The following is a 24006-nucleotide window of genomic DNA, read 5'->3' as shown; positions in this document are numbered from 1 at the left end:
GAGTCGCCATGTCCCGCCCCCACGTGCTGTTGTCCGCCGCCGTCTCGCTCGACGGGTGCCTCGACGACACCGGTCCCGAGCGGCTGCTGCTGTCGGGCGCGGCGGACTTCGACCGGGTCGACGCGGTGCGGGCGGCGCACGACGCGATCCTCGTCGGGGCGGGGACGCTGCGCGCGGACCGGCCGCGGCTGCTGGTCAACTCGGCGGAGCGGCGCGCCAAGCGGGTCGCGGACGGGCTGCCCGCGTATCCGCTGAAGGTGACGGTCAGCGCGTCCGGCGACCTCGATCCGGGTGACCCGTTCTGGACGACGGGCGGCGCGCGGCTCGTGTACACGACGGACTCGGGCGCGCCGCTCGCCCGGGAGCGGGTGGGCGCGGTGGCCGACGTCGTGGCCCTCGGCCCGGCCGTCGACTGGGCCGGTCTGCTCGACGACCTGGGCGCGCGGGGGGTGCACCGGCTGATGGTCGAGGGCGGGGCGCGGGTGCACACGCAGCTGCTGCAGCTCGGCCTCGCGGACGAACTGCGGCTCGCGGTCGCGCCGTTGGTGGTCGGCGAGCCGGACGCGCCGCGCCTGTTCGGGCCCGGCGCGTATCCGGGCGGCCCGCGCAGCCGGATGCGGGTCCTGGACACGGAGCGGGTCGGCGACGTCGTCGTGACGCGGTACGCGCCGACGGTGCCCGGCACCACGGGCGCGGCCACCGCCGCGGACCGGCACTGGCTGCGGCTCGCCTGCGACCTGGCCGCGGACTGCCCGCCGTCCCGGACCGCCTTCAGCGTGGGCGCGGTGATCGTGGCGGCCGACGGCACGGAGCTCGCGCGGGGGCACTCCCGGGAGGCGGGCGACCCGGTCGTGCACGCCGAGGAAGCGGCGCTCGCCAAGCTGCCGGCGGACGAGCCGCGCCTCGCGACGGCGACGGTCTACAGCAGCCTGGAGCCGTGTGCCCGCCGGGCGTCCCGGCCGAAGCCGTGCGCGCGGCTGATCGTGGACGCGGGTGTCCGCCGGGTGGTGACGGCGTGGCGGGAGCCCGACACGTTCGTGCCGGGCGCGGACGGCATCGGGGTGCTGGCGCAGGCGGGCGTCGTCGTCGCGGAGGTCCCGGAGCTCGCCGAGGCGGCCGTGCGCCCCAACGCGCACCTGGTCACCACGGGGACACATGAGGGATGAACCCGGGCGGTGCGCTTCTCCGGCAGCCGGCCCTCGCTCGCGACGCACAACCTGATCATGGGCACCGCGATCGCCCTCGGCCTCATGCGCACGGGCTCGGCGGCGAAGAGCGCTCGCGAGACCCGGACGCAGGAACGGATGGCGGAACGGAGTCGGTCGACGACGGCCCGCGGGCGTCCGCCCCGGGCCGTCGCCCGGGTCCGCCGCGCTGCACCACCACGACGGCCGCGAGGCCGAGTCCGAGACCGAGCACGGTCCGTACGCCGAACGGCTCGCCGAACATCAGCGCTCCCCACACCGCGGTCACCGGCGCCATGAGGAACATCAGGGTGTTGACCTGGGTCAGCCCGCGCCGGCGCAGCACGAGCCAGTACAGGCCGTAGCCGCCGAACGTCGACAGGCCCACCAGCCAGGCGATGGCCAGCCAGAAGGAGGGCGCGGCGGGCGGCGCGACCCCGCCGACGAGGACGGCCAGGCCGGTGAAGACGACGGCGCTGGTGGCGCAGTGCACGGTCAGCGCGGCCAGCGGTTCGACGCGGGTGGGCGAGCGGCTCTCCACGAACGTGGCCGCGACCAGCGACAGCATGCCGAGGAACGGGATCGCGTACGCCCACCAGGCCACACCCGTGACCGCCGCCGCGTCGGCGGTGGTGACGACGGCGACCCCGGCCACGCCGAGGCAGAGGCCGAGCCACTGGCGGGCGGTGACGTACTGCCGCAGCAACGGTCCGGCGAGTGCGCCCGCGACGAGCGGCTGGGTGCCGTCGATGAGCGCGGTCGTGCCGCTGGAGACGCCGAGCTGGATGGCGTAGTAGACGGTCAGCAGGTATCCGCTCTGCGAGAGGGCGCCGACGACGGCCTGCCGCCCCAGGTCGCGTGCCGACAGGGTGCGCAGACAGGTGCGGCCCGCGACAGCCACGAGTACGAGCGCGAGCGGCAGGAACCGCCACATGAGCGTGGTCACGGCACTGGCCTCGCCGGCGCCGAGCTTGGCTCCGATGAAGCCGGAGCTCCAGGTCACGACGAAGCCGACGGACAGCAGGACGTTCATGGTGCGGCCACCACCTCGGGGCACCTCGGGTATACAGATCTGTCTACATGACCTCACTATACAGATCGGTTTACTCTGGGAGTATGCGTACGACGACGAGCTCAGCCCCGCCGGCCGTCGAGCCGGACCGCCCCGACCTCACCCCGGCCGCGCGCCGCGTCCTGGAGACGGCGTCACGGCTGTTCTACGAGCGCGGCATCCACGCCGTGGGCGTGGACCTGATCGCGGCGGAGGCGGGCGTCACGAAGAAGACGCTCTACGACCGGTTCGGCTCCAAGGAGCAGATCGTCGTCGACTACCTGGCCACCCGGGACGCCCGCTGGCGCGCCTACCTCGCCGCTCATCACGATCCGGCCGGGCTCTCCCCCGTCGACCGGGTGCTGGCGGTCTTCGACGCCTCCCGGGAGTGGACGGCCGAGCACAGCGGCAAGGGCTGCAGCATGGTCAACGCGCACGCCGAGATCAGCGATCCCGCCCACCCCGCGTACGCGGTGATCACCGGGCAGAAGCAGTGGATGCTGGAGCTGTTCACCCGCCTGGCGCAGGACGTGTCACCGGACGCGGCACGGGAGTTGGGCCGTTCGCTGATGCTGCTGCACGAGGGCGCGCTGGTGTCGGACGGGCTCGACGTGTTCCCCGACGCCTTCGGCCGGGCGCGGCGCCTCGCGGCGTTCCTCCTGTCGGCCGCCCAGGAGCTCCGATGACGTGGGACGCGGCCGGACCCGGTGTACTGCGGCTGCCCTCCGGACGGCTGGTGCGAGGGCGCGGACTGCGCCGACCGCTGCCGCCCGGCCCGTCCCCCGCGTACGGGATCTACCTCCTGGGATCCCCGCCGCCGCCCACCGACTGGGAGTCGGCCTGGCTGCGCTGGCCGGACTTCCGGCTGCCGGCCGACGCGGCGCTCGCCCGCACGGTGCTGGACCAGGCGTGGCGGCGGTGCGCCGACGAGCGGGTGGAGCTGGCGTGCGCCGGCGGGCGCGGCAGGACCGGGACGGCGCTCGCGTGCCTCGCGGTCCTGGACGGCGTGCCGGCGCCGGAGGCGGTCGCGTACGTGCGCGAGCACTACGACCGGCACGCCGTGGAGACGCCCTGGCAGAAGCGGTACGTGCGCCGGTTCACCCGTGCGGGAAATTGAGTTGCGCGGGCCGGTGACCCGCTGCGCACCATAGGCGGGTCACAGCCCTCGCCGGAGCAGGAGAACGGAATGCGCCGATTCCTCGAAGCAGTTCAGCGACCCCGCCGGACCATCGTTTTCGAGGACTCGACCATCCATGCAGACCCCGCAGGCACGCACGACCCTGAACATCGGCATTCTCGCCCACGTCGACGCCGGTAAGACCAGCCTCACCGAGCGGCTCCTGTTCGACACGGGGGCCATCGACCGGCTCGGCAGCGTCGACGGCGGCGACACCCGTACCGACACCGGCGCGATCGAGCGGCAGCGCGGCATCACGATCCGCACGGCCGTCGCCGCGTTCACCGTCGGCGACACCCAGATCAACCTCATCGACACCCCCGGCCACTCCGACTTCATCGCCGAGGTCGAGCGGGCCCTCGACGTGCTCGACGGGGCCGTCCTGCTGATCTCCGCGGTGGAGGGCGTGCAGGCGCAGACGCGCGTGCTGCTCAAGACGCTGCGGCGACTCGGGCTGCCCACGCTCGTGTTCGTGAACAAGATCGACCGGGCGGGCGCCCGGGTCGCTCCGCTGCTCGACGACATCCGGCGCAGGCTCACCCCGCACGTGGTGCCGCTCGCCGACGTACGGGGCGCGGGCACGCCGGACGCCACGGTCCTGCCGCGCCCGCTGGACGCGTCGGCCGCGCAGACCCTCGCCGAGGTGGACGACTCGATCCTCGCGGCCCTGGTCGACGGTCCTGCGCCGGACACCGCCACGGTGCGGGCCGCGCTGACCGCGCGGACCGCCGACGGGGCGGTCCACCCGGTCCTGTTCGGTTCCGCCATCGGCGGGCAGGGCGTCAGCCAACTCATCGACGCGGTACGGGAGTTCGTGCCGCCCGCCGGGAAGGCGGACGCCTCGGCTCTGCCGTCCGGAACCGTGTTCGCGGTGCGGCGCGGACCCGCGGGCGAGCGGATCGGCTCCCTGCGCCTGTACGACGGCGAGGTGCGGGCCCGGCAGAAGACGACGTTCCTGCGCCGGGACGCCGAGGGCGGGACGGAGCGGATCGCCGGGCGGATCACCGGAATGCGGGTCGTCGGTGCCGGTGGTGACGTCGCGGGGCCCGGCCAGATCGCCGAGGTGCGCGGCGTCGCGGGCCTCCGCGTGGGCGACCGACTCGGCGAACTCCGCGACGGGCGCGCCCGGTTCGCACCGCCGACCCTGGAGACGGTGGCCCGGGCGGTGCGCCCCGGCCAGGGTGCCGCACTGCGCGCCGCCCTCCTCGAACTCGCCGACCAGGACCCACTGATCCACGCCCGGCCGGCGTCCGACGGCGCGACGTCGCTCCTCCTCTACGGGGAGGTGCAGAAGGAGGTCGTCGCGGCCACGCTCGCCGACGAGTTCGGCATCGACGCCGTCTTCGAACCGACCCGCGTCCGCTGCGTGGAGCGGCCCGTGGGGACGGGGGAGGCGGTCGAGGAGATGGGCCGGCACAGCGTGACCGGGCTGCCCGCGACGGTCGGCCTGCGCGTCGGTCCCGGCCCGCACGGCTCGGGCCGCGTCTTCTCCTACGAGACCGAACTGGGCGCGCTCCCCCGGGCGTTCCACCAGGCGATCGAGGACACGGTGCACGCCACGCTGGCCGGGGCCGGCGGCCCGGCTGGCTGGCCGGTGACGGACTGTCACGTCACCCTGATCCGCTCGGGGTTCGATTCGCCGGTCAGCGTGGCGGGTGACTTCCGCACCGTGACCGCGATGGTGCTGCGGCAGGCGGTGGAGCGGGCCGGGACGCAGGTCTACGAGCCGGTCCACGCCTTCGAGGTGGAGGTGCCCCTGGACGCGCTCGCGCCAGTGACCGCCCATCTCGCCTCCCTGGGCGCCGAGTTCGGGGAGACGACCGGCGGCACCGAGTCGTGGGTGGTCACCGGGGAGCTGACGGCACGCCGGGTGCGCGAGGTGGAACTGGCGCTGCCGGGGCTCACGCGCGGCGAGGGGGTGTGGTGGTCCCGGGTGTCGGGTGACCGGCCCGTGCGGGCACCGGGGTCGCTGCCGAAGGCGTGATCAGCGGATACGGTGGAACCCGACCTCCATGGGAAGGAGGTTTCCCTCATGAGGTCGAGGGCTCTTCTGTTGCCCCGGTGGGCAAAAGCCGTGGTGGTGCTCGTCGTCGTGCTGGCGCTGGTCTTCACCGGACTGCGTCTGCTGAACAGGCTCGACGGCGTCTTCGGCACCGAGACGCACGACCGGTCGGGACCCGCGCTGCTCAAGTCGGTGCGGGATCTGAGCCGTTACGACGCGGCGTCCGGGAACTTCCAGGTCGTGGTCGACCTGGAGAAGGACTCCAAGTATCTGCCGGACGCGATCCGCGGGACCCGGACCCTGTACGTCGGGGCCGGTTCGGTGGACGCGTACGTGGATCTCGGGAAGGTCGACGACGGGGACGTGCGGGTGAACGGCGACCGCACGTCGGCGACGCTGCGGCTGCCGCACGCGCGGCTCGCGCGTCCCGCGCTCGACACCGGGCGTTCCTACGCCGTGTCGAAGCAGCGCGGGCTGCTCGACCGGCTCGGCGACCTGTTCTCGGACAATCCGAACGACGAGCGTGCGGTGCGGGAGCTCGCCGCACGGCACATCGGCGAGGCCGCGCGGGACAGCGATCTGACCGGCCGGGCCGAGCGCAACACCACCGAGATGCTCCGGGGGCTGCTGAAGTCCCTCGGGTTCGAGAAGGTGCGGGTGTCGTACGAAGCCGCCTGACCCGGGCGGTGCGGGAGACTGCGCCTGCCGGTCCGCTAGCCGCGGCCCGTCAGGCGCAGTTCCACGACGTGCTCCTGGTCGCCGGGGGTGGCGGAGGTCTCCGTCACCTCGAACGCCGCGTCGAGCGTCGCGCGGAGGTGGTCCAGGGCGTCGTGGCCGCCCTGGAGGTCCGCCGTGACGGGGGCCGTCAACAGGGCCGGCGCGGGGCGGGGGGCCTCGGGTGTGACGTCGACCGTCGCGAGCCAGACCGTCGCGTCCTCGGCGGGCCGGTCGTCGGGGCCGCGGTCCGTCTCGTACGCCGCGCAGAGCACCGCGAAGACCGTCGCGGCGTCCTGTGCGGCGCAAGCGCTGAGTGTCACGCCCACCGCGGTGGGCCCGTAGCCGTGCACGGGGGTGGTGCTGCGGGTGTGGTCGGTCATGGCGGAGCCCCTCTCCGAAGCGGTGCCGGGTCCGAGCCGGGTACCGGCCGCGCGGGGCCCCAAACCCCGACGTCAGCGGTGGGTGCGGGTGCCGATGACCACGGTCGCGTACAGGTCGTCGTCCTCGATCACCCGGGCGGCGAGACCGGCGGCGCGGACGGCCGCCTCCGCGTCGGCCGCCTGGCGTTCGCTGGTCTCCACGAAGAGGTGACCGCCCGGCGCGAGCCAGTCGGGCGCCCCGGCCGCCACCCGCCGCAGCACGTCGAGGCCGTCGGCCCCGCCGTCGAGCGCCATGCGCCGCTCGTGGTCGCGGGCCTCGGGCGGCAGCAGCGGCACGTCGTCCGTCGGGACGTAGGGGCCGTTCGCGATCAGGATGTCGACCCGGCCCCTGAGCTCCGCCGGCAGCGGGTCGTACAGATCGCCCTCGTGGACCCGGCCGCCGCGCTGTTCGACGTTGCGGCGGGCGCAGCGCACGGCGGCCGGGTCGAGGTCGGCGGCGTGCAGGGCGGCGGGGCGGCGGTCGGCGAGCACGGCGGCGACCGCGCCCGTGCCGCAGCACAGGTCGACGACGACCGCGTCGGGCGGGGTCAGTGCCGCGGCCCTGCGGGCCAGGAACTCGGTGCGGCGGCGCGGCACGAACACCCCGTCGTCCACCACGATCCGCAGCTCGCAGAACTCGGCCCAGCCGACGACGTGTTCCAGCGGCAGTCCGGCGGTGCGGCGCTCGACGAACGCGGCCAGTTCGGCGGCGTCACGGGCGGTGGACAGCAGGATGCGGGCCTCGTCCTCGGCGAACACGCAGCCGGCGGCGCGCAGGGCCACCACGACCTCGGCGAACGACAACAGGGGGGACGGGCCGGACGGCAGTGACGGACTCGAAGGAAGCGACATGTTCGGGGAGACCTCTCGGTACACCTGGGGGGCTCCCGGTCGCCGTACGGCCGCCGTCCCGCTCAGACCGAGCGGACGGGAAGCGCGACGGAAGAAGGGAGCTCCCGACCTGACACAGCGGTGATCGGACTCACCTCCTCGTTCCTCGTGGCGCTGTTGGGCCCGGTCACAGTACCGCACGGGACACCGCGTCCGAATCCCGCCAGCACCCGGTGCCGCGCGCGACCAATCTGGAGTCATGAACAGGAACGGGACCACGGAAGACACCACCCGCACGGCCGCCGGCACGCCCGCCGATCTGCTGTACGCCACGCTCCCCGGCCCCCTGGGCGACATGCTCCTGGTCGGCACGGAGTCGGAGCGGGTGCCCGGCGGTACGGCGCTCGTGTCGCTGTCGCTGCCCGGTCAGCGCGGGCGGGCCGGCGTCCGCGCCGGTTGGCGGCACGCGCCGGACGCCTTCGGCCCGGCCGCCCGGCAGTTGGCGGAGTACTTCGACGGCCGCCGCACCGTCTTCGACCTGGCCTTTGCCCCGAGCGGCGACGCCTTCGAGCGCCGGGTGTGGGACGCCCTGGAGTCGGTGCCGTACGGCAGGACGACCACGTACGGCGCCCTGGCCGAGCGGCTCGGCGTCCCCCGCGGCGAGGTGCGCGAGCTCGGCGCGGCGATCGGCCGCAATCCGCTGCTGATCGTGCGCCCCTGCCACCGCGTCATCGGCGCCGACGGCACCCTCAAGGGCTATGCGGCCGGAGTCGCCCGCAAGGAACAGCTGCTGGTGCTCGAAGGCGCCCTGCAGCCACCACTCCCCCTGCCCTGAACCGAAGACGCAGCCGACTGCCGACGGCCGGGCCACCTCGCGTACGGAATCCAGAACAGGAACAGGACCGCACCCATGACCAGCATCGCGACCACCACCCCCGCACTGCGGCGGATCGCCGCCGTCGACTGGGCCGAACTCACCGCCGAACTCGACGAGTTCGGCAGCGCCCTGACCCCGCGGCCGGTGCTCACGCCCGCCGAGTGCCGGTCCGTCAGCGCGCTCTACGACGACGTGGCGCGGTTCCGGTCGACGATCGACATGGCCAGGTACCGGTTCGGCCGGGGCCAGTACCGCTACTTCGACCATCCGCTGCCCGACCTCGTGCGCGAGCTGCGCGCGGCCTTCTATCCGCGGCTGCTGCCGATCGCGCGGGACTGGGCGCGGCGCCTGAACCGGCCCGCGCCGTGGCCGGACACCCTCGACGCGTGGCTGGAGCGCTGCCGCGCGGCGGGGCAGACCCGGCCGACCCCGATCCTGCTGCGCTACGGCGCCGGGGACTGGAACGCGCTGCACCGGGACCTGTACGGCGAGCTGGTGTTCCCGCTGCAGGTCGTGATCGGTCTGGACGAGCCGGGCACCGACTACCGCGGCGGCGAGTTCCTGATGACCGAGCAGCGGGCGCGCGCCCAGTCGCGGGGTTTCTCGACGACGCTGCTCCAGGGGCACGCGCTGGTGTTCACCACCCGTGACCGTCCGGTGCGTTCGGTGCGCGGCTGGGCGAACGGTCCGATGCGGCACGGTGTGAGCACGGTGCGCTCCGGACGCCGCCACACGCTGGGGCTGGTCTTCCACGACGCCGAGTGATCCGCACCCGGACCAGCGGGAGGCCGGGATCCTCGACCGCGACCTCCCGACGGGCATATCGTGGAATATCTGGATGACTCGGACATCTGGGGGTCGCCATGGTCCAGGAACTGGTGCTGGCGGGCGCGGGGGTGGTCTCCGCCTGCCTGGTGTACGTGGCGGCGGCGGCCCGCGTCGTGAAGCAGTACGAGCGGGGCGTCGTGCTCCGGCTGGGGCGGCTGTCCGGCGGGGTGCGCGAACCGGGATTCACGCTCGTCGTGCCGGGGGTCGACCGGCTGCGCAAGGTGAACATGCAGATCGTGACGATGCCGGTGCCCGCGCAGGAGGGCATCACGCGGGACAACGTCACGGTGCGGGTGGACGCGGTCGTCTACTTCAAGGTCGTGGATCCGGCTAACGCGGTGATCCAGGTCGAGGACTACCGGTTCGCGGTCTCGCAGATGGCGCAGACGTCGCTGCGCTCCATCATCGGCAAGAGCGATCTCGACGACCTGCTGTCCAACCGGGAGAAGCTCAACCAGGGGCTTGAGCTGATGATCGACAGTCCGGCCGTGGGCTGGGGCGTGCAGATCGACCGGGTCGAGATCAAGGACGTCTCCCTGCCCGAGTCGATGAAGCGGTCGATGGCGCGGCAGGCGGAGGCGGACCGGGAGCGGCGGGCGCGGGTGATCAACGCGGACGCGGAGCTGCAGGCCTCGAAGAAACTGGCCGAGGCGGCCGGGGTGATGTCGGAGCAGCCGGCCGCGCTGCAACTGCGGCTGCTGCAGACCGTGGTGGCGGTCGCCGCAGAGAAGAACTCGACCCTGGTACTGCCCTTCCCCGTGGAGCTGCTGCGCTTCCTGGAGCGGGCGCAGCAGCCGCCGCCCACCGCCTGACCGTCGGGTAGCGTCACCCGCAACCGGCAGGCGGGAGACGGCCATGGACCAGGGGCACGACGACACCGGGCGGGCCGCGCGGCGGTTCGTCGCCGCGTGGGAGGCGGGGTGGGCGGGGCACGACGTGGACGCGCTGCTCACGCTCTACGCGGAGGACTGCGTGCACCGGTCCATGCCGTTCCGCGCACCGCACCGGGGCCGGGCGGCGCTGGGCGAGTACCTGCGCTGGTCGTTCGTGGACGAGCGGCCGGTCGACGTGCGGTTCGGCGAACCGGTGGTGGGTCCCGGCGGGGTCGCGGTCGCCGAGTTCCGGGTGCTCGCCGAGGAGGACGGCCGGCCGACGACGCTGGCCGGGTGCGTGTTCGTACGGTTCGACGACGCCGGGCTCGCCGTGGAGACGCGGGACTACTGGCACACCGCCGACGGGCACCGGGAGCCGGAGGGCGGGCTGTTCCTGACGCCCCGCGCGGGCTGAGGCGTCACGCCGTGGACCGGCGCAGGGCCCGGTCCGTCACTGTCAGGGCGACGAGCAGGACGCCGAGGACGACCGAGACGCCCGCCATCAGGTGCAGTCCCGCGTCGTCGGCCCGCTGCCCGTAGGCGAGGGCGATCAGGCTGGACGCGGTGATCGCGCCGATGTACTGGGCGGTGCGCTGGAGGCCGGCCGCGGCGCCGATGTCGGCGGCGGGCGCGTACTCCTGGACCGCGGCCTGGTTGCTGGTGCCGATCAGCCCCTGCGGGATGCCGAAGCAGGCGCCGGCCAGCAGGAGGACGCCGAGCGGGGTGCTTCCCGACACCAGGGTGAGCAGCCCCGCGCCCGCGGTGAGCAGCACGCAGGCGACGGTGAGCGGTGCGCGGATGCCCCGGGTGCGGGCACCGAGCAGCGAGCAGACCAGGGCGGCCACGGACATCGGCAGCATCAGCAGTCCGGTGTGCCCGGAGGAGTAGCCGCGCCCCTCCTCCAGCCACTGCGTGAAGCCGTACATGACGATGTAGATGAGCAGATAGCTCAGGCCGTGGCGGAGGTAGGTGCGGGCGAGCGGGCCGTTCGCGGCGAGCATCCGCACGTCGATGAACGGGGCCGCGCAGCGCAGCTGCCACCACAGCAGTCCCGCCGCGAGCACCCCGAACGGGGCGAGCAGCCACCACAGGGGGTGCGACAGGTCCAGGAGGAAGAACACGAGGACGGTCAGGGCGGTGGCGAAGAGGCTGATGCCCTGGACGTCGAGCGCGAGCCGCGGCGCGGGGTCCGCTCCGGTGCGGCGGGGCGGGTCGGCGGGGATCCAGACCAGGGCGCAGACGAACGCGACGACGGCGACCGGCACGTTGACGGCGAAGATGCCGCGCCAGCCGACGACCGTGACGAGCAGTCCGCCGAGGGTCGGGCCGACGGCGGCGCTGCCGAGCGCCGCGAAGGAGAGACGGGCCATGACCGGCCGGGGCGGGCGGCGCCCCACACGGTGGCCCTCGTCGCGCAGCACCGCCATGGCGGCCGGGTAGGCGGCGGAGGTGCCGATCCCGAGCAGCAGCCGCGAGACGACGAGCCAGCCGAACGCGGGGGCGAGGGCGCCGACGACTCCGGAGGCGCAGACCACGACGAGGCCGGCGAGGAAGACGCGGCGGGGGCCGATCGCGTCGGCGAGTTTGCCGAGGACGGGCTGGGCGACGGCGCTCGCGAGGTAGAGGACGGATATCAGCCAGGCCGTGTCGGCGGCGCCGATCCCGAAGTGGTGCCCGATCGCCACCAGGGCGGTGGAGATCATCGTGGTGTTGAGCGGGTTCAGGAGCGAGCCGAGCAGCAGCGGGGCGGTGAGCCGGACGCTGAATCCGGTCCGCGCGGGCGACTGCGCGACCAGGGTCGCCGTGTCGCCCGCGTCACCGGTCACTTCTGCACCAGCCGTTCCAGGAGCGCGGCTGCTTCGGCGACGGTGCGGCGCTCGTCCGCGTCGAGTTCCGACGCGAGGGCCTGGGCGAGCCAGCCGTGCTTGGCGGCCCGGACCGAGGCGAGGGTGGCGCGCCCGCTGTCGGTGATCGACATGACGGACTGCCGGCCGTCGGCCGGGTCGGGGCTGCGGGCCACGAAGCCCTGCTCCTCCAGGGCGCCGAGCGTGAGGCGCATGGACTGCGGCCGGACGTACTCGGAGCGGGCGAGGGCGGCCGTGGTGGCCGGGCCCTCGGTGTCGAGGCGGGCGAGGACCGTGCGCTGGGTCGGGGTGAGCAGACTGTCCGGCGACGCGGTGCGCAGCCGCCGCGAGAGCCGTCCGACGACGGTGGCGAGATCGGCGGCGATCCGCTCGGTGGGCGGCTCGGCGGCCGCGTGTCCCTGCGTTCCTGGCATGGCTCCACCGTACGAGTTCGACAGGAAGCCTTGCAAGTTTTCCTTACGACCTCGTAGTGCCGGACGGCCTCAGGAGGCGATCGCCCCCAGCAGCGCCCGGGCGCACAGGTCCCGCACCTGCTCCCTCGTGAGCTCCGGCTCGTCCAGCCAGTCCAGGCAGACGGCGACGAGGAAGGCCAGCCAGCCGCGCACGGCCAGCCGGAGGGCGGGCCCCTCGGGGAGCCGGCCGACGGTCTGCGGGTCGGCGGCGAGGGCGGCCATGATCTGCTCCTCGTGCGCGGCGAGGCCCTCCCGGTACACGGCGCGCACGGTCGGGTCGCCCGCCGCCTCGGCGCGGTGGAAGGCCCGGAACCCGTGCGCGTGCGCGGCGACGTACTCCAGGAAGGTGTCGAGCCCGGTACCGAGCTGGTCGCGGACCGGAATGCCGGGGACCGCGGCGGTCAGCCGGAGCATCCGCTCGCTCTCGCGGCGCACGACGGCGGCGAAGAAGTCCCGCTTCGTCGGGAAGTAGTGGTACAGCAGCCCGCGCGAGACGCCCGCGATCTCGGCGACCTGCTCGATCCACACGTCGTCGTACGGGTCCTGGGCGAACAGCCGGGCGCCCACGGACAGGAGCTGTTCCCGCCGCTCCTGCGTACTCAGCCTGCGCCGGGTCCGTTCCCCCGCCGCCCGCACTCCCCCGCGCTCCGCATCCATGGCCGCACCTTACTGGGGTTCCCCCGCTTACTTGACGTGAGTTCAACAACAGGCCCAGACTGTGGCGCATTATTGAATCCACGTCCAACAAGGTGTTCCGGCGGGCCGAACGAGCCGGTGGCGCAAGGGAGATGGGCACGATGGCGCAGGTGACGGAGACGGCGGGCAGTGCCCTGCCGCGGGGCTTTCGCAGTGCCGAGCAGGGCTGGCCGCGCCTGGACCGGATCCCGCACCCGCCGCGCCGGGTGCCGCTGATCGGCGACGTCGTCGGCACCAACGTCCGCACACCGGTGCAGGACTCGATGCGGATCGCCGCCGAGCTCGGGCCGATCTTCCGCCGCAAGGGGTTCGGCAAGGAGATCGTCTTCGTCTGGGGCGCGGACCTCGCCGCGGAGCTCGCCGACGAGTCGCGGTTCGCCAAGCACGTCGGGCTCGGGGTGGCCAACCTGCGGCCCGTGGCGGGCGACGGCCTGTTCACCGCGTACAACCACGAGCCCAACTGGCAGCTGGCGCACGACATCCTGGCTCCCGGTTTCAGCCGCGAGGCGATGGAGGGCTACCACCCGCTGATGCTCGACGTGGCCGGACAGCTGATGTCCGCGTGGGACGCCGGCGAGGCGGCCGGGCGGGCGGTGGACGTGCCGGGCGACATGACGAAGCTGACCCTGGAGACGATCGCGCGGACCGGGTTCGGGCACGACTTCCAGTCGTTCGAGCGCGAGCAGCTGCACCCCTTCGTGACGGCGATGGTGGGCGCGCTGTCGTTCGCGCAGCGCCGGAACGTCGTGCCGCCGCTGCTGTCGGGCCTGCTGCGGGGCGCGGAGAAGCGGAACGCGGCCGACCGCGCCTATCTGAACCGCACCGTCGACGAGGTGATCGCCGCCCGGCGCGCCGCGGGCGACGGCCCCGGCGACCTGCTCGACCGGATGCTGGAGGTGGCCCACCCGGAGACCGGTGAGCGGCTCGCGCCGGAGAACATCCGCCGCCAGGTGATCACCTTCCTGGTGGCGGGCCACGAGACGACCTCGGGCGCGCTCTCCTTCGCCCTGCACTACCTCGCGCAGCACCGGGACGTCCTGGCGAAGGCCCAGGAGGAGGTCGACCGGGTCTGGGGCGACGCGCCCGTGCCCGCCTACGAGCAGGTCGCCAAACTGCGCTATCTGCGGCGGGTGCTGGACGAGTCGCTGAGGCTGTGGCCGACGGCGCCCGCGTTCGCCCGCGAGGCCGTCGCCGACACCACGCTGGGCGGGGTGCACCCGATGCGGCGCGGGGCGTGGACGCTCGTCCTGACCACGATGCTGCACCGCGATCCCGCGGCGTGGGGCGACGACCCCGAGGCGTTCGACCCGGAACGGTTCACGCCGCAAGCCGTGCGGGCCCGCCCAGGACACGTCTTCAAGCCGTGGGGCACGGGCGCCCGCGCCTGCATCGGCCGCCAGTTCGCCCTGCACGAGGCCACCTTGGTGCTCGGCCTGCTGCTCCGCCGCTACGACCTGTCCGCCGAGCCCGGCTACCAGCTGCGGATCGCCGAGCGGCTGACGCTGATGCCGCGCGGACTGCGGCTGCACCTCACCCGTCGCTGAACCACGGCCGACGGCCGGGGCGCACCTCGTAGGGTGCGTCAATGAGTGAGGGATGCAAGGACATCGGCGGGGCGGGCGGCCCCGACCCGGGCAGGCCCGAACTGCGCGGCCCGCTGCGCTACCTCTGGTGGCTGGTCGGCCGGCAGAAGGCGCGGGTGGCGCGCGGATCACTGTTCGGCACCGCGTGGATGGTGGGACTCACCCTGCCCTCGTACGTCCTGTCGCGCGCGATCGACGACGGGCTGACGGCCGGCGACTCCTCCGCCCTCTACGGGTGGTGCGGTGTGCTGCTCGCCGTCGGCGCGGTCAACGCGTGGCTGGCCATCATGCGGCACCGGACGATGACCCTGGTGCGGCTCGACGCCACGTTCCGCACGAACCGGCTCGTCACCCGGCACGCGACCCGGCTCGGGGCGGTGCTGCCCCGCCGGGTGGCGGCCGGTGAGGTGCTCACCATCGGGATCGGCGACGTCCAGCGCATCAGCCAGGCCCTGACGATCGCCGGCCCCGGCGTCGGCGCACTGGTGGCGTACGCGGTGGTCGCCGGGCTGCTGCTGTCCATCTCCGGGCTGCTGGCCGCGGTGATCCTGCTGGGCGTGCCGCTCATGGCGGGCGTGCTGGGTCCGCTCCTCACGCGGCTGCAGGGCGCCGAGACGGGCTACCGGCAGCAGCAGGGCGTGCTCGCGGCGCGGCTCGCGGACCTCGCGGGCGGGCTCGGGGTGCTGGCCGGGCTCGGCGGCAAGGACCTCTGCGCGCGGCGACTGCGCGCGGACACCGGACGGTTGCGGGACGAGGGCTACCGGGTGGCGCGCGTGGTCAGCTGGGTGCAGGCCCTCGCGGTCGGTCTGCCCGCCCTGTTCCTCGCCTGCGTGACCTGGCTCGCGGCCCGGATGGCCGCCCGTGGCGAGCTGTCCGTGGGCGAACTGGTCGCGGTCTACGGGTACGTGGCGATGCTGGTGCTCCCCGTGCAGTTCTTCATCGAGGGCGGCTACGACCTGGGCCGCGGCCTGGTCGCGGCGCGCCGGGTGCTGCGGTTCCTGTCGCTCGCGCCGGAGACCGGCGGCCACCGCTCCCCCGTGCCAGGACCGGCCGCGGGCGCGGCCCTGCACGACCCGGTGTCCGGGGTGACGGTGGCGCCGGGGCTGCTCACGGCGCTGGTGTCGGCGCGGCCCGGCGACGCGGCCGAGATCGTGGACCGGCTCGGCCGGTTCGCGCCGTCGGCCGTGACGTGGGGCGACGTGCCGCTGGACGCCGTGCGGATCGAGGAGGTGCGGCGCCGGGTCCTGGTCGCCGACCCCGAGGCGGCCCTGTTCGCGGGCACGGTCCGGGAGACCGTCGCCGGGCGCCGGGCCGCGGCCGGGACGGCGGTGCCGGAAGCGCTGCACGCGGCGGCGGCCGACGACGTGGTCGCGGGCCTGCCGGACGGAGTCGACGCCCACCTCCTCGCGCACGGCCGCAACCTCTCCGGCGGCCAGCGCCAACGCGTCCGCCTGGCCCGGGCGTTGCACGCCGAACCGGAGGTCCTCCTCGCCGTGGAACCCACCTCGGCCCTCGACGCGCACACCGAGGCGAGCGCCGCCGACCGGCTCCGCGCCGCCCGCCGCACCCGCACGACCCTCGTCACCGGGACGTCGCCGCTGCTGCTGGACCGGGCCGACACGGTGTGCTTCCTGGTGGACGGGCGGGTCAGGGCCACCGGCAGCCATCGCGAACTCCTCGCGCGGGAGCGGGAGTACCGCGCCCTGGTCGCCCGCGGGCTCGACGACGCCGCCCCCGGGACACCGGCGCCGGGAGGCCACGCATGAGCGCGCCCGTCTCGCTCCCCGTCGCCGACCGGGCCGCTGTCCGGCGCGCCGCGGTGGACCTCGTCCGGCGCGACCGGCGCGCCTTCACCGGTCTGCTGCTGCTCAACTGCCTCGCGGCGGGCGCCGCGATCGCGGGTCCGTGGCTGCTCGGCCGGATCATCGACGACGTGCGCGACGGCACCTCCGTCGGGCACGTGGACCGGGCGGCCCTGGCGATCCTGTGCTGCGCCGTCGCCCAACTGCTGTGCACGCGCTGGGCCCGGCTGGTCGCCCACCGCTTCGGCGAGCGCACCGCGGCCCGGGTGCGCGACCGGTTCGTGGACCGGGCCCTGGCCCTGCCCGCGTCGGTGGTGGACCGGGTGGGTCCCGGCGATCTCACCAACCGGGGCACGAACGACGTGGCGTCCGTCGCGACGACGCTGCGCGACGCGGCGCCCGACGTCCTCGTCTCCCTCGCCCAGGCGGTGTTCCTGACCGCCGCCGTGTGCGTCGTCGAACCACTGCTCGGCGCGGCCGCACTGGTCTGTCTCGCCGGGCTCCCGGTGGCGGTCCGCTGGTATCTGCGCCGGGCGAGAGCCGCGTACCTCGCCCAGGGCGAGGCCGACTCGCGGCTCGCGGAGCAGCTCGCGGCGACGGCCTCGGGGGCGCGGACCGTCGAGGCGTTCGGTCTTCAGCGGCAGCGGATCGAGGCGTGCGAGCGGGCGATCGGGCACAGCCGTGCCACGCGGATGCGGACGCTGTTCCTGCGGACCGTCCTCTTCCCCTCGGTGGACGTCTCGTACGTCCTGCCGGTCGTCGCGGTGCTCGTCGTGGGCGGCACCCTGCACGCCAAGGGAGCGCTCGGCCTGGGCGCGCTCGTGACCTGCGCCCTGTACCTGCGCCAACTGTCGGGCCCGCTGGACACGATCCTGTTCTGGGTGGAGCAACTCCAGAGCAGCGGCGCCTCGTTCGCCCGGGTGGAGGGCATCGGCATGGTGCCGCGCACGACGCCGGCCGAGGACCGCTCCCCGGTCGGCGACGTCCTGGAACTGCGGGACGTGCACTACGCGTACGAGGGCGGCGGTGACGTCGTGCACGGCGTCGACCTCACCGTGCGGCCGGGGGAACGGCTCGCCGTGGTGGGACCGTCCGGCGCGGGCAAGACGACGCTGGGCAAGCTGCTCGCCGGTGTCGACGCGCCCCGCAGCGGGACGGTGCGGGTGGGTGGCGTCCCGGTCACCGCGCTGCCGCCCGAGCGGCTGCGCCGGCACGTCGTGCTCGTCACACAGGAGCACCACGTCTTCCTCGGCTCGGTCCGCGACAACCTGCGGATCGCGGCGCCGGACGCCGACGACTCCCGGCTGACCGCGGCGCTGGCCGCCGTCGGCGCGGAATGGGTGGCCGACCTGGCGGACGGCCTCGACACCGAGCTCGGCGCGGGCGGCGTCCGCCCGGACGGGCCGCAGTCCCAGCAACTCGCGCTCGCCCGCGTCGTCCTGGCCGACCCGCACACGGTGATCCTCGACGAGGCTACGGCCCTGCTCGACCCGGCCACCGCCCGGCACACCGAGCGGGCCCTCGCCGCCGTGCTGCGCGGCCGGACCGTCGTCGCGGTCGCCCACCGGCTGCACACCGCCCACGACGCCGACCGGGTCGCGGTGATGGAGTCCGGCCGCCTCACCGAACTCGGGCCGCACGCGGACCTGGTGGCGGCGGACGGCACGTACGCGGCGCTGTGGCGGTCCTGGCACGGGGACAGCGGGACCGACTGACCAGGGGTGCGTGGTTCAGTCGTCGGCGGCCGACGCCAGGGCCGCCACGTCCAGCACCCCGTCCACCTCGGCCAGCACCGCGACCAGTTCGGGGACGCCGGCCGCGCCCTCGATCTCCATCCGCACGGCCAGGGTGCCGCGCCGGCCGGGACCGGGTTCCCACTCGGTCCGGTCGGTGCGCACCTCGACGACCCGGAAGCCGCGGCTGGTGCACTCCTCCAGGACGCGGGTCAGCACGCTGTTGCCCACCTGGTAGGCGAGGTGCAGGCCCGAGCGGCGTTCGGCGGTCAGTGCCGGGACGCGGCGCGTCACCCACGGGTAGCCGCGGACGACCAGGAAGTGGCAGGCGGTCGCGGCCATCGCGAGCAGGGGGAGCCCGCCTCCGCAGGCCATGCCGATGGCGCAGGTCAGCCAGACGGTCGCGGCGGTGGTGAGGCCGCGTACGGCGTCCCTGCGGACGAAGATGAGGCCGCCGCCGATGAAGCCGATCCCGGAGACGATCTGGGCGGCGACCCGCGACGGGTCGAAGGCGACGCCGTCCATGCCGAGCACGGAGTTGAAGCCGTGCTGCGACACCTCCATGAACAGGGCGCTGCCCACGCCGACCAGGGTGTGCGTGCGCAGGCCCGCGCTCTTCTGCTGCACGGCGCGCTCCGCGCCGATCAGCGTGGACAGCACCAGCGCGAGGCCCAACTCGGCGAGCTGACGGACGCCTTGCCCCGCCGCCGGATCGAACAGCGGCAGTGCGAGCGACGACAAGTCGATCCCTCCTTCCACTCGCTCCTGCGCAGCGTAGTCCCGCCCCATTGGCGAGGGATTGTCAGACCCGTGCGCAAGAGTGGAGGCATGAACGGGACCAGGAACTCCAACAGGCACGGACAGCAGACGAAGCATCACGAGGTCGCGGCGGCGCAGGCCTGCCTGCGGCTGCTGCACACGGCACGCGCCGCGCTCTCCGGCACCGAGCCACCCGCGACGGCGTCCGTCCTCGCCGTGCCGATCGCGGAGGCGGACGAGGCACTGCTCAAAGCGGGTCTCGCGGGGAACGAGGCGTGGTTGCTCGACCGGATCTACGATCTCGGACTGGACCCCGATACGCCGTAGGGGCCCCGCGGTTCGCCGCGCCCTGTGCCCGCCGCGCCCGACCGACCTGCCAGGAGCCCGAGTTGACCACGCCCTCCCCCGCGCCGTCCGCACGTCCGCCGCACCGCATCGACCCGGCGGGCGGCTGCCCGCACGCGCTGAACGCCCGGTTGCTGGCGGGCGGCGCGGTGGCGCCCGTGGTGCTGCCCGGTGAGGTGCCGGGCATGGTCGTCCTCGGCCACGAGGCGCTCAAGGAGTTCCTCGGGCATCCCGATGTCGCCAAGGACGCCCGGCACTTCGCGGCCCTGGCCGAGGACCGGATACCGGCGGGGTGGCCGCTGCGCACGTTCGCGACGGTGCGCGGGATGACGACGGCCGACGGGGACGACCACCGGCGGCTGCGGTCGCTGGTGAGCCGGGCGTTCACGGCGCGCCGGGTGGAGGAGCTGCGCCCGCGGGTCGAGGAGCTCACCGACGAGCTGCTGGACGGCGTCGCCCGGCACGCTGCCGGAGGCGACGGCGTGGTAGAGCTGCGCAAGCACTTCGCACTGCCGCTGCCGATGCGGGTGATCTGCGAACTGTTCGGGGTGGACGAGGAGTTCAGAGGCAGGCTGCACCACCTGTCGAGCCAGGTCGTGTCCACCCGGACCAGCCCCGAGGACGCGCTCGCCGCGAACAAGGAGATGGTGACGCTGCTCGCCCAGGTGGCGGCGGCCCGCGCCGCGTCGCCCGGCGACGATCTGACCAGCGCCCTGATCGCGGCCCGCGAGGCGGACGGCGACCGGCTCGGCCAGGAGGAGCTGATCGGCACGCTCATCCTGTTCGTGATAGCCGGTCACGAGACGACGCTGAACCTGATCACGAACGCGGTGCGCGCCCTGTGCACGCACCGCGACCAGCTCGCCCTGGTCACGGCGGGCAGGGCGACCTGGTCGGACGTCGTGGAGGAGACGCTGCGCTGGGACAGCCCGGTGAGCTACTTCCCGTTCCGGTACCCGACCCGGGACCTGACGGTCGGTGGCGCGGTGATCCCGCGCGGCACCCCCGTGCTCGCCGGCTACTCGGGCGCGGGCCGCGACCCGGCGGCCCACGGCCCGGACGCCGGCCGCTTCGACCTCACCCGGCCCGCCCGGGGCCGCCATCTGTCGCTGGGTCACGGGGCGCACTACTGCCTGGGCGCCCCGCTCGCCCGGCTGGAGGCGACGACCGCGCTGGAGCGGCTGTTCACCCGGTTCCCCGACCTGGATCTGGCGGTGCCGGACGAGGAGCTGCCGGCCCACACCGGTTTCGTGGGCAACAGCGTGCGGGAGCTTCCGGTCAGACCGGGGCACGATGTCGGGCATCAGTGACAATTACCCCATGGATTCCCTGCGGACCGACGCCTATCTGCGCCGCATCGGCGCGCAGCGCCCCGCGGCGCCGACCGCCGACGCGCTGCGCGCCCTGCACCTCGCGCACCTGCGGACCGTGCCGTTCGAGAACCTCTCCGTGCATCTGCACGAGGAGGTGCTGCTCGACGCGGACGCGCTCGTCGCCAAGCTCGTGGACCGGCACCGCGGCGGCTTCTGCTACGAACTGAACGGGGCGTTCGCCGCGCTCCTCCACGCCCTCGGTTACGAGGTGACGCTGATGCAGGCGCGGGTGGCGGGCAAGGACGGCCTGCTCGGCATCCCGTACGACCACCTCGCGCTGCGGGTGCGCACGGCCGAGGGGCCCGACCTGCTCGCCGACATCGGCTTCGGCACGCACACCCACTACCCGCTGGTGTTCGACGAGCGCGGTGACCAGCCCGACCCCGGCGGCACCTTCCGGATCGAGGAGGCCGCCGACGGCGACCTCCTGGTGCTGCGCGACGGCGACCCCCAGTACCTGCTGGACCAACGGCCGCGGGAGCTGCGGGACTTCGAGGCGGGCGCCTGGTACCACCGCACGTCGCCGGACTCGCACTTCACCCGGTCCCTGGTCTGCTCCCTGCTCACCGCAGACGGACGGATCACCCTCAGCGGTCATACGCTCACCACGACGACGGGCGAGGACCGCACGCGCATCGAGCTCCCCACGGACGCCGCCGTGCTCGACGCCTACGACCAGCACTTCGGCATCGTCCTCGACGACGTCCCGCCCGAACCGAATACCGCCAAGGACTGACCCCGCCCGCGACCCGCTGGTTATGCTGCCGCCGAAGCGTTCAATGAAGCGCTCAAACGAACAGCGGGTTGCGAGGGGGCCTCAGCATGCGCGAACCGGTCGATCTCAGGCGGCAGCGGATCCTCGCCGTGGTGCAGTCGCGCGGCGCGACCCGGGTGAGCGATCTCGCGGCGGAGCTCGCGGTGTCGGTGGTGACGCTCCGCCGTGACGTCGAGGAGCTGGCCAGGGAGGGCAAGCTGCGCCGCGGCCACGGCGTGGCCCGCCCGGTGCTGCCCGCGGCGGCCCTGACCACCGCGCCCGCCGAACCGACGGTCGACGGCGGTCCCGTCGCGGTCGTCGTGCCCGAGCGGCACGCCTATCTCTACGAGGCGCTGCACGGGGCCCGCAGCGCGCTGGAGGAGGCCGGGATCCGGATCGCGCTGCACATCGCACCGCCGCTGCCCGGCACCGAACAGCCCATCGTGGAGCGGGCGTTGGCGGACGGCGCGCGAGGGCTGCTGATCGCGCCGCGCTGGCGCAGCAGCGCCACGGAGGAGGCCGACTACGCGTGGCTGTCCCGGCTCGGGGTGCCCGCGGTGGTGATGGAGCGCAGGCCGCGCCGCGGCAGCGCGCTGCACGCCATGGACACGGTGTGCACGGACCACTGGTACGGCGTCCATCTCGCGGTCGAGCACCTCACGGGCCTGGGGCACCGCCGGATCGTGCTCGCCGCGCGCGACGACAGTCCCACGGCGCGCGCCGTGCGCGCCGCGTTCGCCGAGATCGCGGCGGCGCACCCGGACGTCGACGGCTGGGCGACGGCGCTGAGCGCCCCCGGCGCGGCGCCCGACCCGGACGCGGAGAGCGCCGAGCAGCCCATCCAACTCGCCTCGCTCCTGGCCGGGTCGGGGGCGACCGCAGCGCTGCTGCACGGCGACGTGGACGCCCTGATGCTGGTGCAGTCGCTGCGGGACGCCGGGGTGCGGGTCCCGGAGGACTGTTCGGCGATCGCCTACGACGACGTGGTGGCGGGGCTCGGCAGCACGCCGCTGACCGCGGTGTCGCCGCCGAAGGCCGAGATCGGCCGGGCGGCGGCGGAGCTGCTGCTGCGGCGGCTGGGCCGGGGGCCCGCGGGCGGGGCGGATCCGGCCCGGCGTCTGGAGCTGCTGCCGACGCTGCAGGTGCGCGGTTCGACGCAGTCGCCGGCCGCCGCCTCAACTCCGGCAACGCAATGAGCGTTTGATCGATTCATTTTCTTCTGATCGATCTATTGACCCGGTCCGCTCAGCCGATCAGTATTCCCGTGACTCGAACACGCAGGAGCCGCGGGAGGCGCCCATGCCTGGTCGACCGAGCCGTCAGAGCCGTCGGTCCGTCCTCGCCGCGATCACCGCGCTGCCGCTGACGGGCGCCCTGGGCGCCTGCAGCGACAACGGCAGCGCGTCATCGCAGAGCAACAGCAGCACGTCAGGCACCAGAGGTACGACCACGATCACGTTCTGGTCCGCGCTGCGCGGCAGCCAGGAGGTCGTGGACGCCTTCAACAAGACGCACGACCACATCCAGGTCGCCTTCGAGCAGATACCCTCCGGCACCCAGGGCGGCTATCTCAAGCTCAGCAACGCGGCCCGGGCCGGCAACGCCCCCGACGTCGCCACCATCGAGTACCCGCAGCTGCCGGGCTTCGCGATCGACGGCGTCGCCCGCGACATCACGTCGATGCTCGGCGACGGCCTGCGGGCCAAGCTGCTGCCGCAGTCGCTCGGCCAGACCACGTTCGAGAACCGCACGTACAGCGTGCCGCTCGACATCGAGCCGATGGTGATGCACTACCGCAAGGACCTCTTCGGCCACTTCGGCTTCGACGTGCCCACCACCTGGGACGAGTACGCCGAACTGGCCCGGAAGGTGCGCCGCACCGGCGGCGGCCGCAGGCTCGCCACGTTCCCCACGGACGGCATGTCGCAGATGGCCTCCTGGTGCTGGCAGGCCGGCGCCCAGTGGTTCGACACGTCGAAGGGCGCCTGGAACGTGTCCATGGCCGACGCCCCGACCCGCAAGGTCGCCGCGTACTGGCAGCGCCTCATCGACGAGGACCTCGTGTACTGCAACTCGCAGACCGCCCGGGTCTACGACGCGCAGATCGGCAACGGGCTGATCCTGACCCGGCTCAGCGGCGCCTGGGACGCGGGGGCGCAGATGAACGCGCGCCCGGAGCAGAAGGGCAAGTGGCGGATCGCCCCGCTGCCGCAGTGGACCGCGGACAGGCCCTCGCTCGGCACGCACGGCGGCTCCACGTTCGCGGTGACCAAGGACAGCACGCACCCCGAGGCCGCCATGGAGTTCATCGAGTGGCAGGTCTCCCACCCCGACGCCCTCAAGGCGCGGCTCTCCAGCGGCGCGAGCAGCCAGTACCCGGCCGCGACCGAACTGGTCGAGGTGGGCCGCGCCGCCTTCGACCGCGCCTACTACGGCAGCCAGGACATCTACCGGCTCTTCGAGGAAGAAGCCCACAAGATCCGCGACGGCTGGGTGTGGGGTCCGCGCATGACCGCCACCGGCTACGTCATGCAGGACGCCTTCGCCCGTGCCGGGGCCGGCTCCGGCACGCTCCTCGACGCCATGCACGCCGCGCAGGACGGCACGATGCCCGACCTCAAGGCGCTCGGCCTGTCCACCACCCAGCACTCCACATGACCGCCCGCACCCCGAAAGGCAGGTGACC

At 74.1% G+C, this 24006-nt stretch carries 23 protein-coding genes and 1 pseudogene; 17 read left to right on the top strand and 7 right to left on the bottom strand.

Annotation, left to right across the window (positions count from 1 at the left end; all coding sequences use genetic code 11):
- Positions 1-8 precede the first annotated feature (8 nt).
- Positions 9-1166 (top strand): dihydrofolate reductase family protein, encoded by a 1158-nt coding sequence (locus M4J07_RS03075; RefSeq protein ID WP_255966855.1) that lies wholly within the window; start codon positions 9-11, stop codon positions 1164-1166.
- A gap of 82 nt (positions 1167-1248) precedes the next feature.
- On the opposite strand, the gene M4J07_RS03070 is transcribed toward M4J07_RS03075, so the two are convergent.
- Entirely contained in the window at positions 1249-2217 is a 969-nt protein-coding gene (locus M4J07_RS03070) for a DMT family transporter (protein WP_255966853.1), read from the bottom strand.
- A gap of 83 nt (positions 2218-2300) precedes the next feature.
- On the opposite strand from M4J07_RS03070, the gene M4J07_RS03065 reads away from it, so the two are divergent.
- From M4J07_RS03065 to M4J07_RS03050, 4 genes are all read left to right on the top strand, one after another.
- Positions 2301-2921 carry a TetR/AcrR family transcriptional regulator gene (locus tag M4J07_RS03065; protein ID WP_255966851.1) on the top strand — a complete coding sequence of 207 codons (621 nt, stop codon included), beginning with the start codon at positions 2301-2303 and terminating at the stop codon, positions 2919-2921.
- Positions 2918-3352 (top strand): protein-tyrosine phosphatase family protein, encoded by a 435-nt coding sequence (locus M4J07_RS03060; protein ID WP_255966849.1) that lies wholly within the window; start codon positions 2918-2920, stop codon positions 3350-3352. Before M4J07_RS03065 ends, M4J07_RS03060 begins: the two co-directional genes overlap by 4 nt.
- A gap of 136 nt (positions 3353-3488) precedes the next feature.
- The gene (gene otr(A), locus M4J07_RS03055) at positions 3489-5396 is read left to right on the top strand and encodes a tetracycline resistance ribosomal protection protein Otr(A) (protein ID WP_255966847.1); all 1908 of its coding nucleotides are present in this window, start codon (positions 3489-3491) and stop codon (positions 5394-5396) included.
- A 48-nt stretch (positions 5397-5444) separates the two neighbouring features.
- On the top strand, positions 5445-6092 hold the full coding sequence (locus M4J07_RS03050) for a DUF4230 domain-containing protein (RefSeq protein WP_255966845.1): 648 nt from the start codon (positions 5445-5447) through the stop codon (positions 6090-6092).
- Positions 6093-6127: 35 nt separating this feature from the next.
- Here the strand turns inward: M4J07_RS03050 and M4J07_RS03045 are convergent, their stop codons facing one another.
- Both M4J07_RS03045 and M4J07_RS03040 read right to left on the bottom strand, forming a co-directional pair.
- Positions 6128-6511, bottom strand: coding sequence for a hypothetical protein (locus M4J07_RS03045; RefSeq protein ID WP_255966843.1), 384 nt, complete (start codon positions 6509-6511; stop codon positions 6128-6130).
- Positions 6512-6583: 72 nt separating this feature from the next.
- On the bottom strand, positions 6584-7402 hold the full coding sequence (locus tag M4J07_RS03040; RefSeq protein ID WP_255966841.1) for a putative protein N(5)-glutamine methyltransferase: 819 nt from the start codon (positions 7400-7402) through the stop codon (positions 6584-6586).
- Positions 7403-7640: 238 nt separating this feature from the next.
- Between M4J07_RS03040 and M4J07_RS03035 the strand changes: the two genes are divergently transcribed.
- From M4J07_RS03035 to M4J07_RS03020, 4 genes and pseudogenes are all read left to right on the top strand, one after another.
- Complete coding sequence (locus M4J07_RS03035; protein WP_374214985.1) at positions 7641-8216, top strand: methylated-DNA--[protein]-cysteine S-methyltransferase; 576 nt, start codon at positions 7641-7643, stop codon at positions 8214-8216.
- A 75-nt stretch (positions 8217-8291) separates the two neighbouring features.
- On the top strand, positions 8292-9023 hold the full coding sequence (locus M4J07_RS03030; protein WP_255966839.1) for a 2OG-Fe(II) oxygenase: 732 nt from the start codon (positions 8292-8294) through the stop codon (positions 9021-9023).
- A gap of 98 nt (positions 9024-9121) precedes the next feature.
- Positions 9122-9895: pseudogene (locus M4J07_RS03025) on the top strand (slipin family protein); the annotation flags it as partial.
- A gap of 46 nt (positions 9896-9941) precedes the next feature.
- Complete coding sequence (locus M4J07_RS03020; RefSeq protein WP_255966835.1) at positions 9942-10373, top strand: nuclear transport factor 2 family protein; 432 nt, start codon at positions 9942-9944, stop codon at positions 10371-10373.
- A 4-nt stretch (positions 10374-10377) separates the two neighbouring features.
- On the opposite strand, the gene M4J07_RS03015 is transcribed toward M4J07_RS03020, so the two are convergent.
- From M4J07_RS03015 to M4J07_RS03005, 3 genes are all read right to left on the bottom strand, one after another.
- Complete coding sequence (locus tag M4J07_RS03015; RefSeq protein ID WP_255966833.1) at positions 10378-11784, bottom strand: MFS transporter; 1407 nt, start codon at positions 11782-11784, stop codon at positions 10378-10380.
- Positions 11781-12236: a MarR family transcriptional regulator gene (locus M4J07_RS03010; protein WP_255966832.1), complete on the bottom strand. Its 456-nt coding sequence runs from the start codon at positions 12234-12236 to the stop codon at positions 11781-11783. Before M4J07_RS03010 ends, M4J07_RS03015 begins: the two co-directional genes overlap by 4 nt.
- Positions 12237-12305: 69 nt before the next feature.
- Positions 12306-12932, bottom strand: coding sequence for a TetR/AcrR family transcriptional regulator (locus M4J07_RS03005; RefSeq protein ID WP_255966830.1), 627 nt, complete (start codon positions 12930-12932; stop codon positions 12306-12308).
- Positions 12933-13072: 140 nt separating this feature from the next.
- On the opposite strand from M4J07_RS03005, the gene M4J07_RS03000 reads away from it, so the two are divergent.
- From M4J07_RS03000 to M4J07_RS02990, 3 genes are read left to right on the top strand one after another with little or no spacing between them, the layout of a single operon-like run.
- Positions 13073-14515 (top strand): cytochrome P450, encoded by a 1443-nt coding sequence (locus tag M4J07_RS03000; RefSeq protein ID WP_255966828.1) that lies wholly within the window; start codon positions 13073-13075, stop codon positions 14513-14515.
- 41 nt (positions 14516-14556) lie between these two features.
- A complete protein-coding gene (locus tag M4J07_RS02995; RefSeq protein WP_255966826.1) occupies positions 14557-16320 on the top strand; it encodes an ABC transporter transmembrane domain-containing protein in 1764 nt (587 codons plus the stop codon).
- Positions 16317-18071 (top strand): ABC transporter ATP-binding protein, encoded by a 1755-nt coding sequence (locus M4J07_RS02990; protein ID WP_255966824.1) that lies wholly within the window; start codon positions 16317-16319, stop codon positions 18069-18071. Before M4J07_RS02995 ends, M4J07_RS02990 begins: the two co-directional genes overlap by 4 nt.
- A gap of 15 nt (positions 18072-18086) precedes the next feature.
- On the opposite strand, the gene M4J07_RS02985 is transcribed toward M4J07_RS02990, so the two are convergent.
- The gene (locus tag M4J07_RS02985) at positions 18087-18830 is read right to left on the bottom strand and encodes an MgtC/SapB family protein (RefSeq protein ID WP_255966822.1); all 744 of its coding nucleotides are present in this window, start codon (positions 18828-18830) and stop codon (positions 18087-18089) included.
- 87 nt (positions 18831-18917) lie between these two features.
- On the opposite strand from M4J07_RS02985, the gene M4J07_RS02980 reads away from it, so the two are divergent.
- From M4J07_RS02980 to M4J07_RS02960, 5 genes are all read left to right on the top strand, one after another.
- Positions 18918-19175 carry a hypothetical protein gene (locus M4J07_RS02980; RefSeq protein ID WP_255966820.1) on the top strand — a complete coding sequence of 86 codons (258 nt, stop codon included), beginning with the start codon at positions 18918-18920 and terminating at the stop codon, positions 19173-19175.
- Positions 19176-19237: 62 nt separating this feature from the next.
- Positions 19238-20503: a cytochrome P450 family protein gene (locus M4J07_RS02975; RefSeq protein ID WP_255966818.1), complete on the top strand. Its 1266-nt coding sequence runs from the start codon at positions 19238-19240 to the stop codon at positions 20501-20503.
- A 10-nt stretch (positions 20504-20513) separates the two neighbouring features.
- Positions 20514-21302 (top strand): arylamine N-acetyltransferase family protein, encoded by a 789-nt coding sequence (locus M4J07_RS02970; protein ID WP_255966816.1) that lies wholly within the window; start codon positions 20514-20516, stop codon positions 21300-21302.
- An 86-nt stretch (positions 21303-21388) separates the two neighbouring features.
- Positions 21389-22516 carry a substrate-binding domain-containing protein gene (locus tag M4J07_RS02965; protein WP_255966814.1) on the top strand — a complete coding sequence of 376 codons (1128 nt, stop codon included), beginning with the start codon at positions 21389-21391 and terminating at the stop codon, positions 22514-22516.
- A gap of 103 nt (positions 22517-22619) precedes the next feature.
- The gene (locus tag M4J07_RS02960; RefSeq protein WP_255966812.1) at positions 22620-23978 is read left to right on the top strand and encodes an ABC transporter substrate-binding protein; all 1359 of its coding nucleotides are present in this window, start codon (positions 22620-22622) and stop codon (positions 23976-23978) included.
- Positions 23979-24006: the final 28 nt, after the last annotated feature.

Origin of the sequence: Streptomyces longispororuber, from assembly GCF_024448165.1 — a bacterium.
Taxonomy (GTDB): domain Bacteria; phylum Actinomycetota; class Actinomycetes; order Streptomycetales; family Streptomycetaceae; genus Streptomyces; species Streptomyces longispororuber_A.
This window is presented reverse-complemented; position numbering and strand designations above follow the sequence as displayed.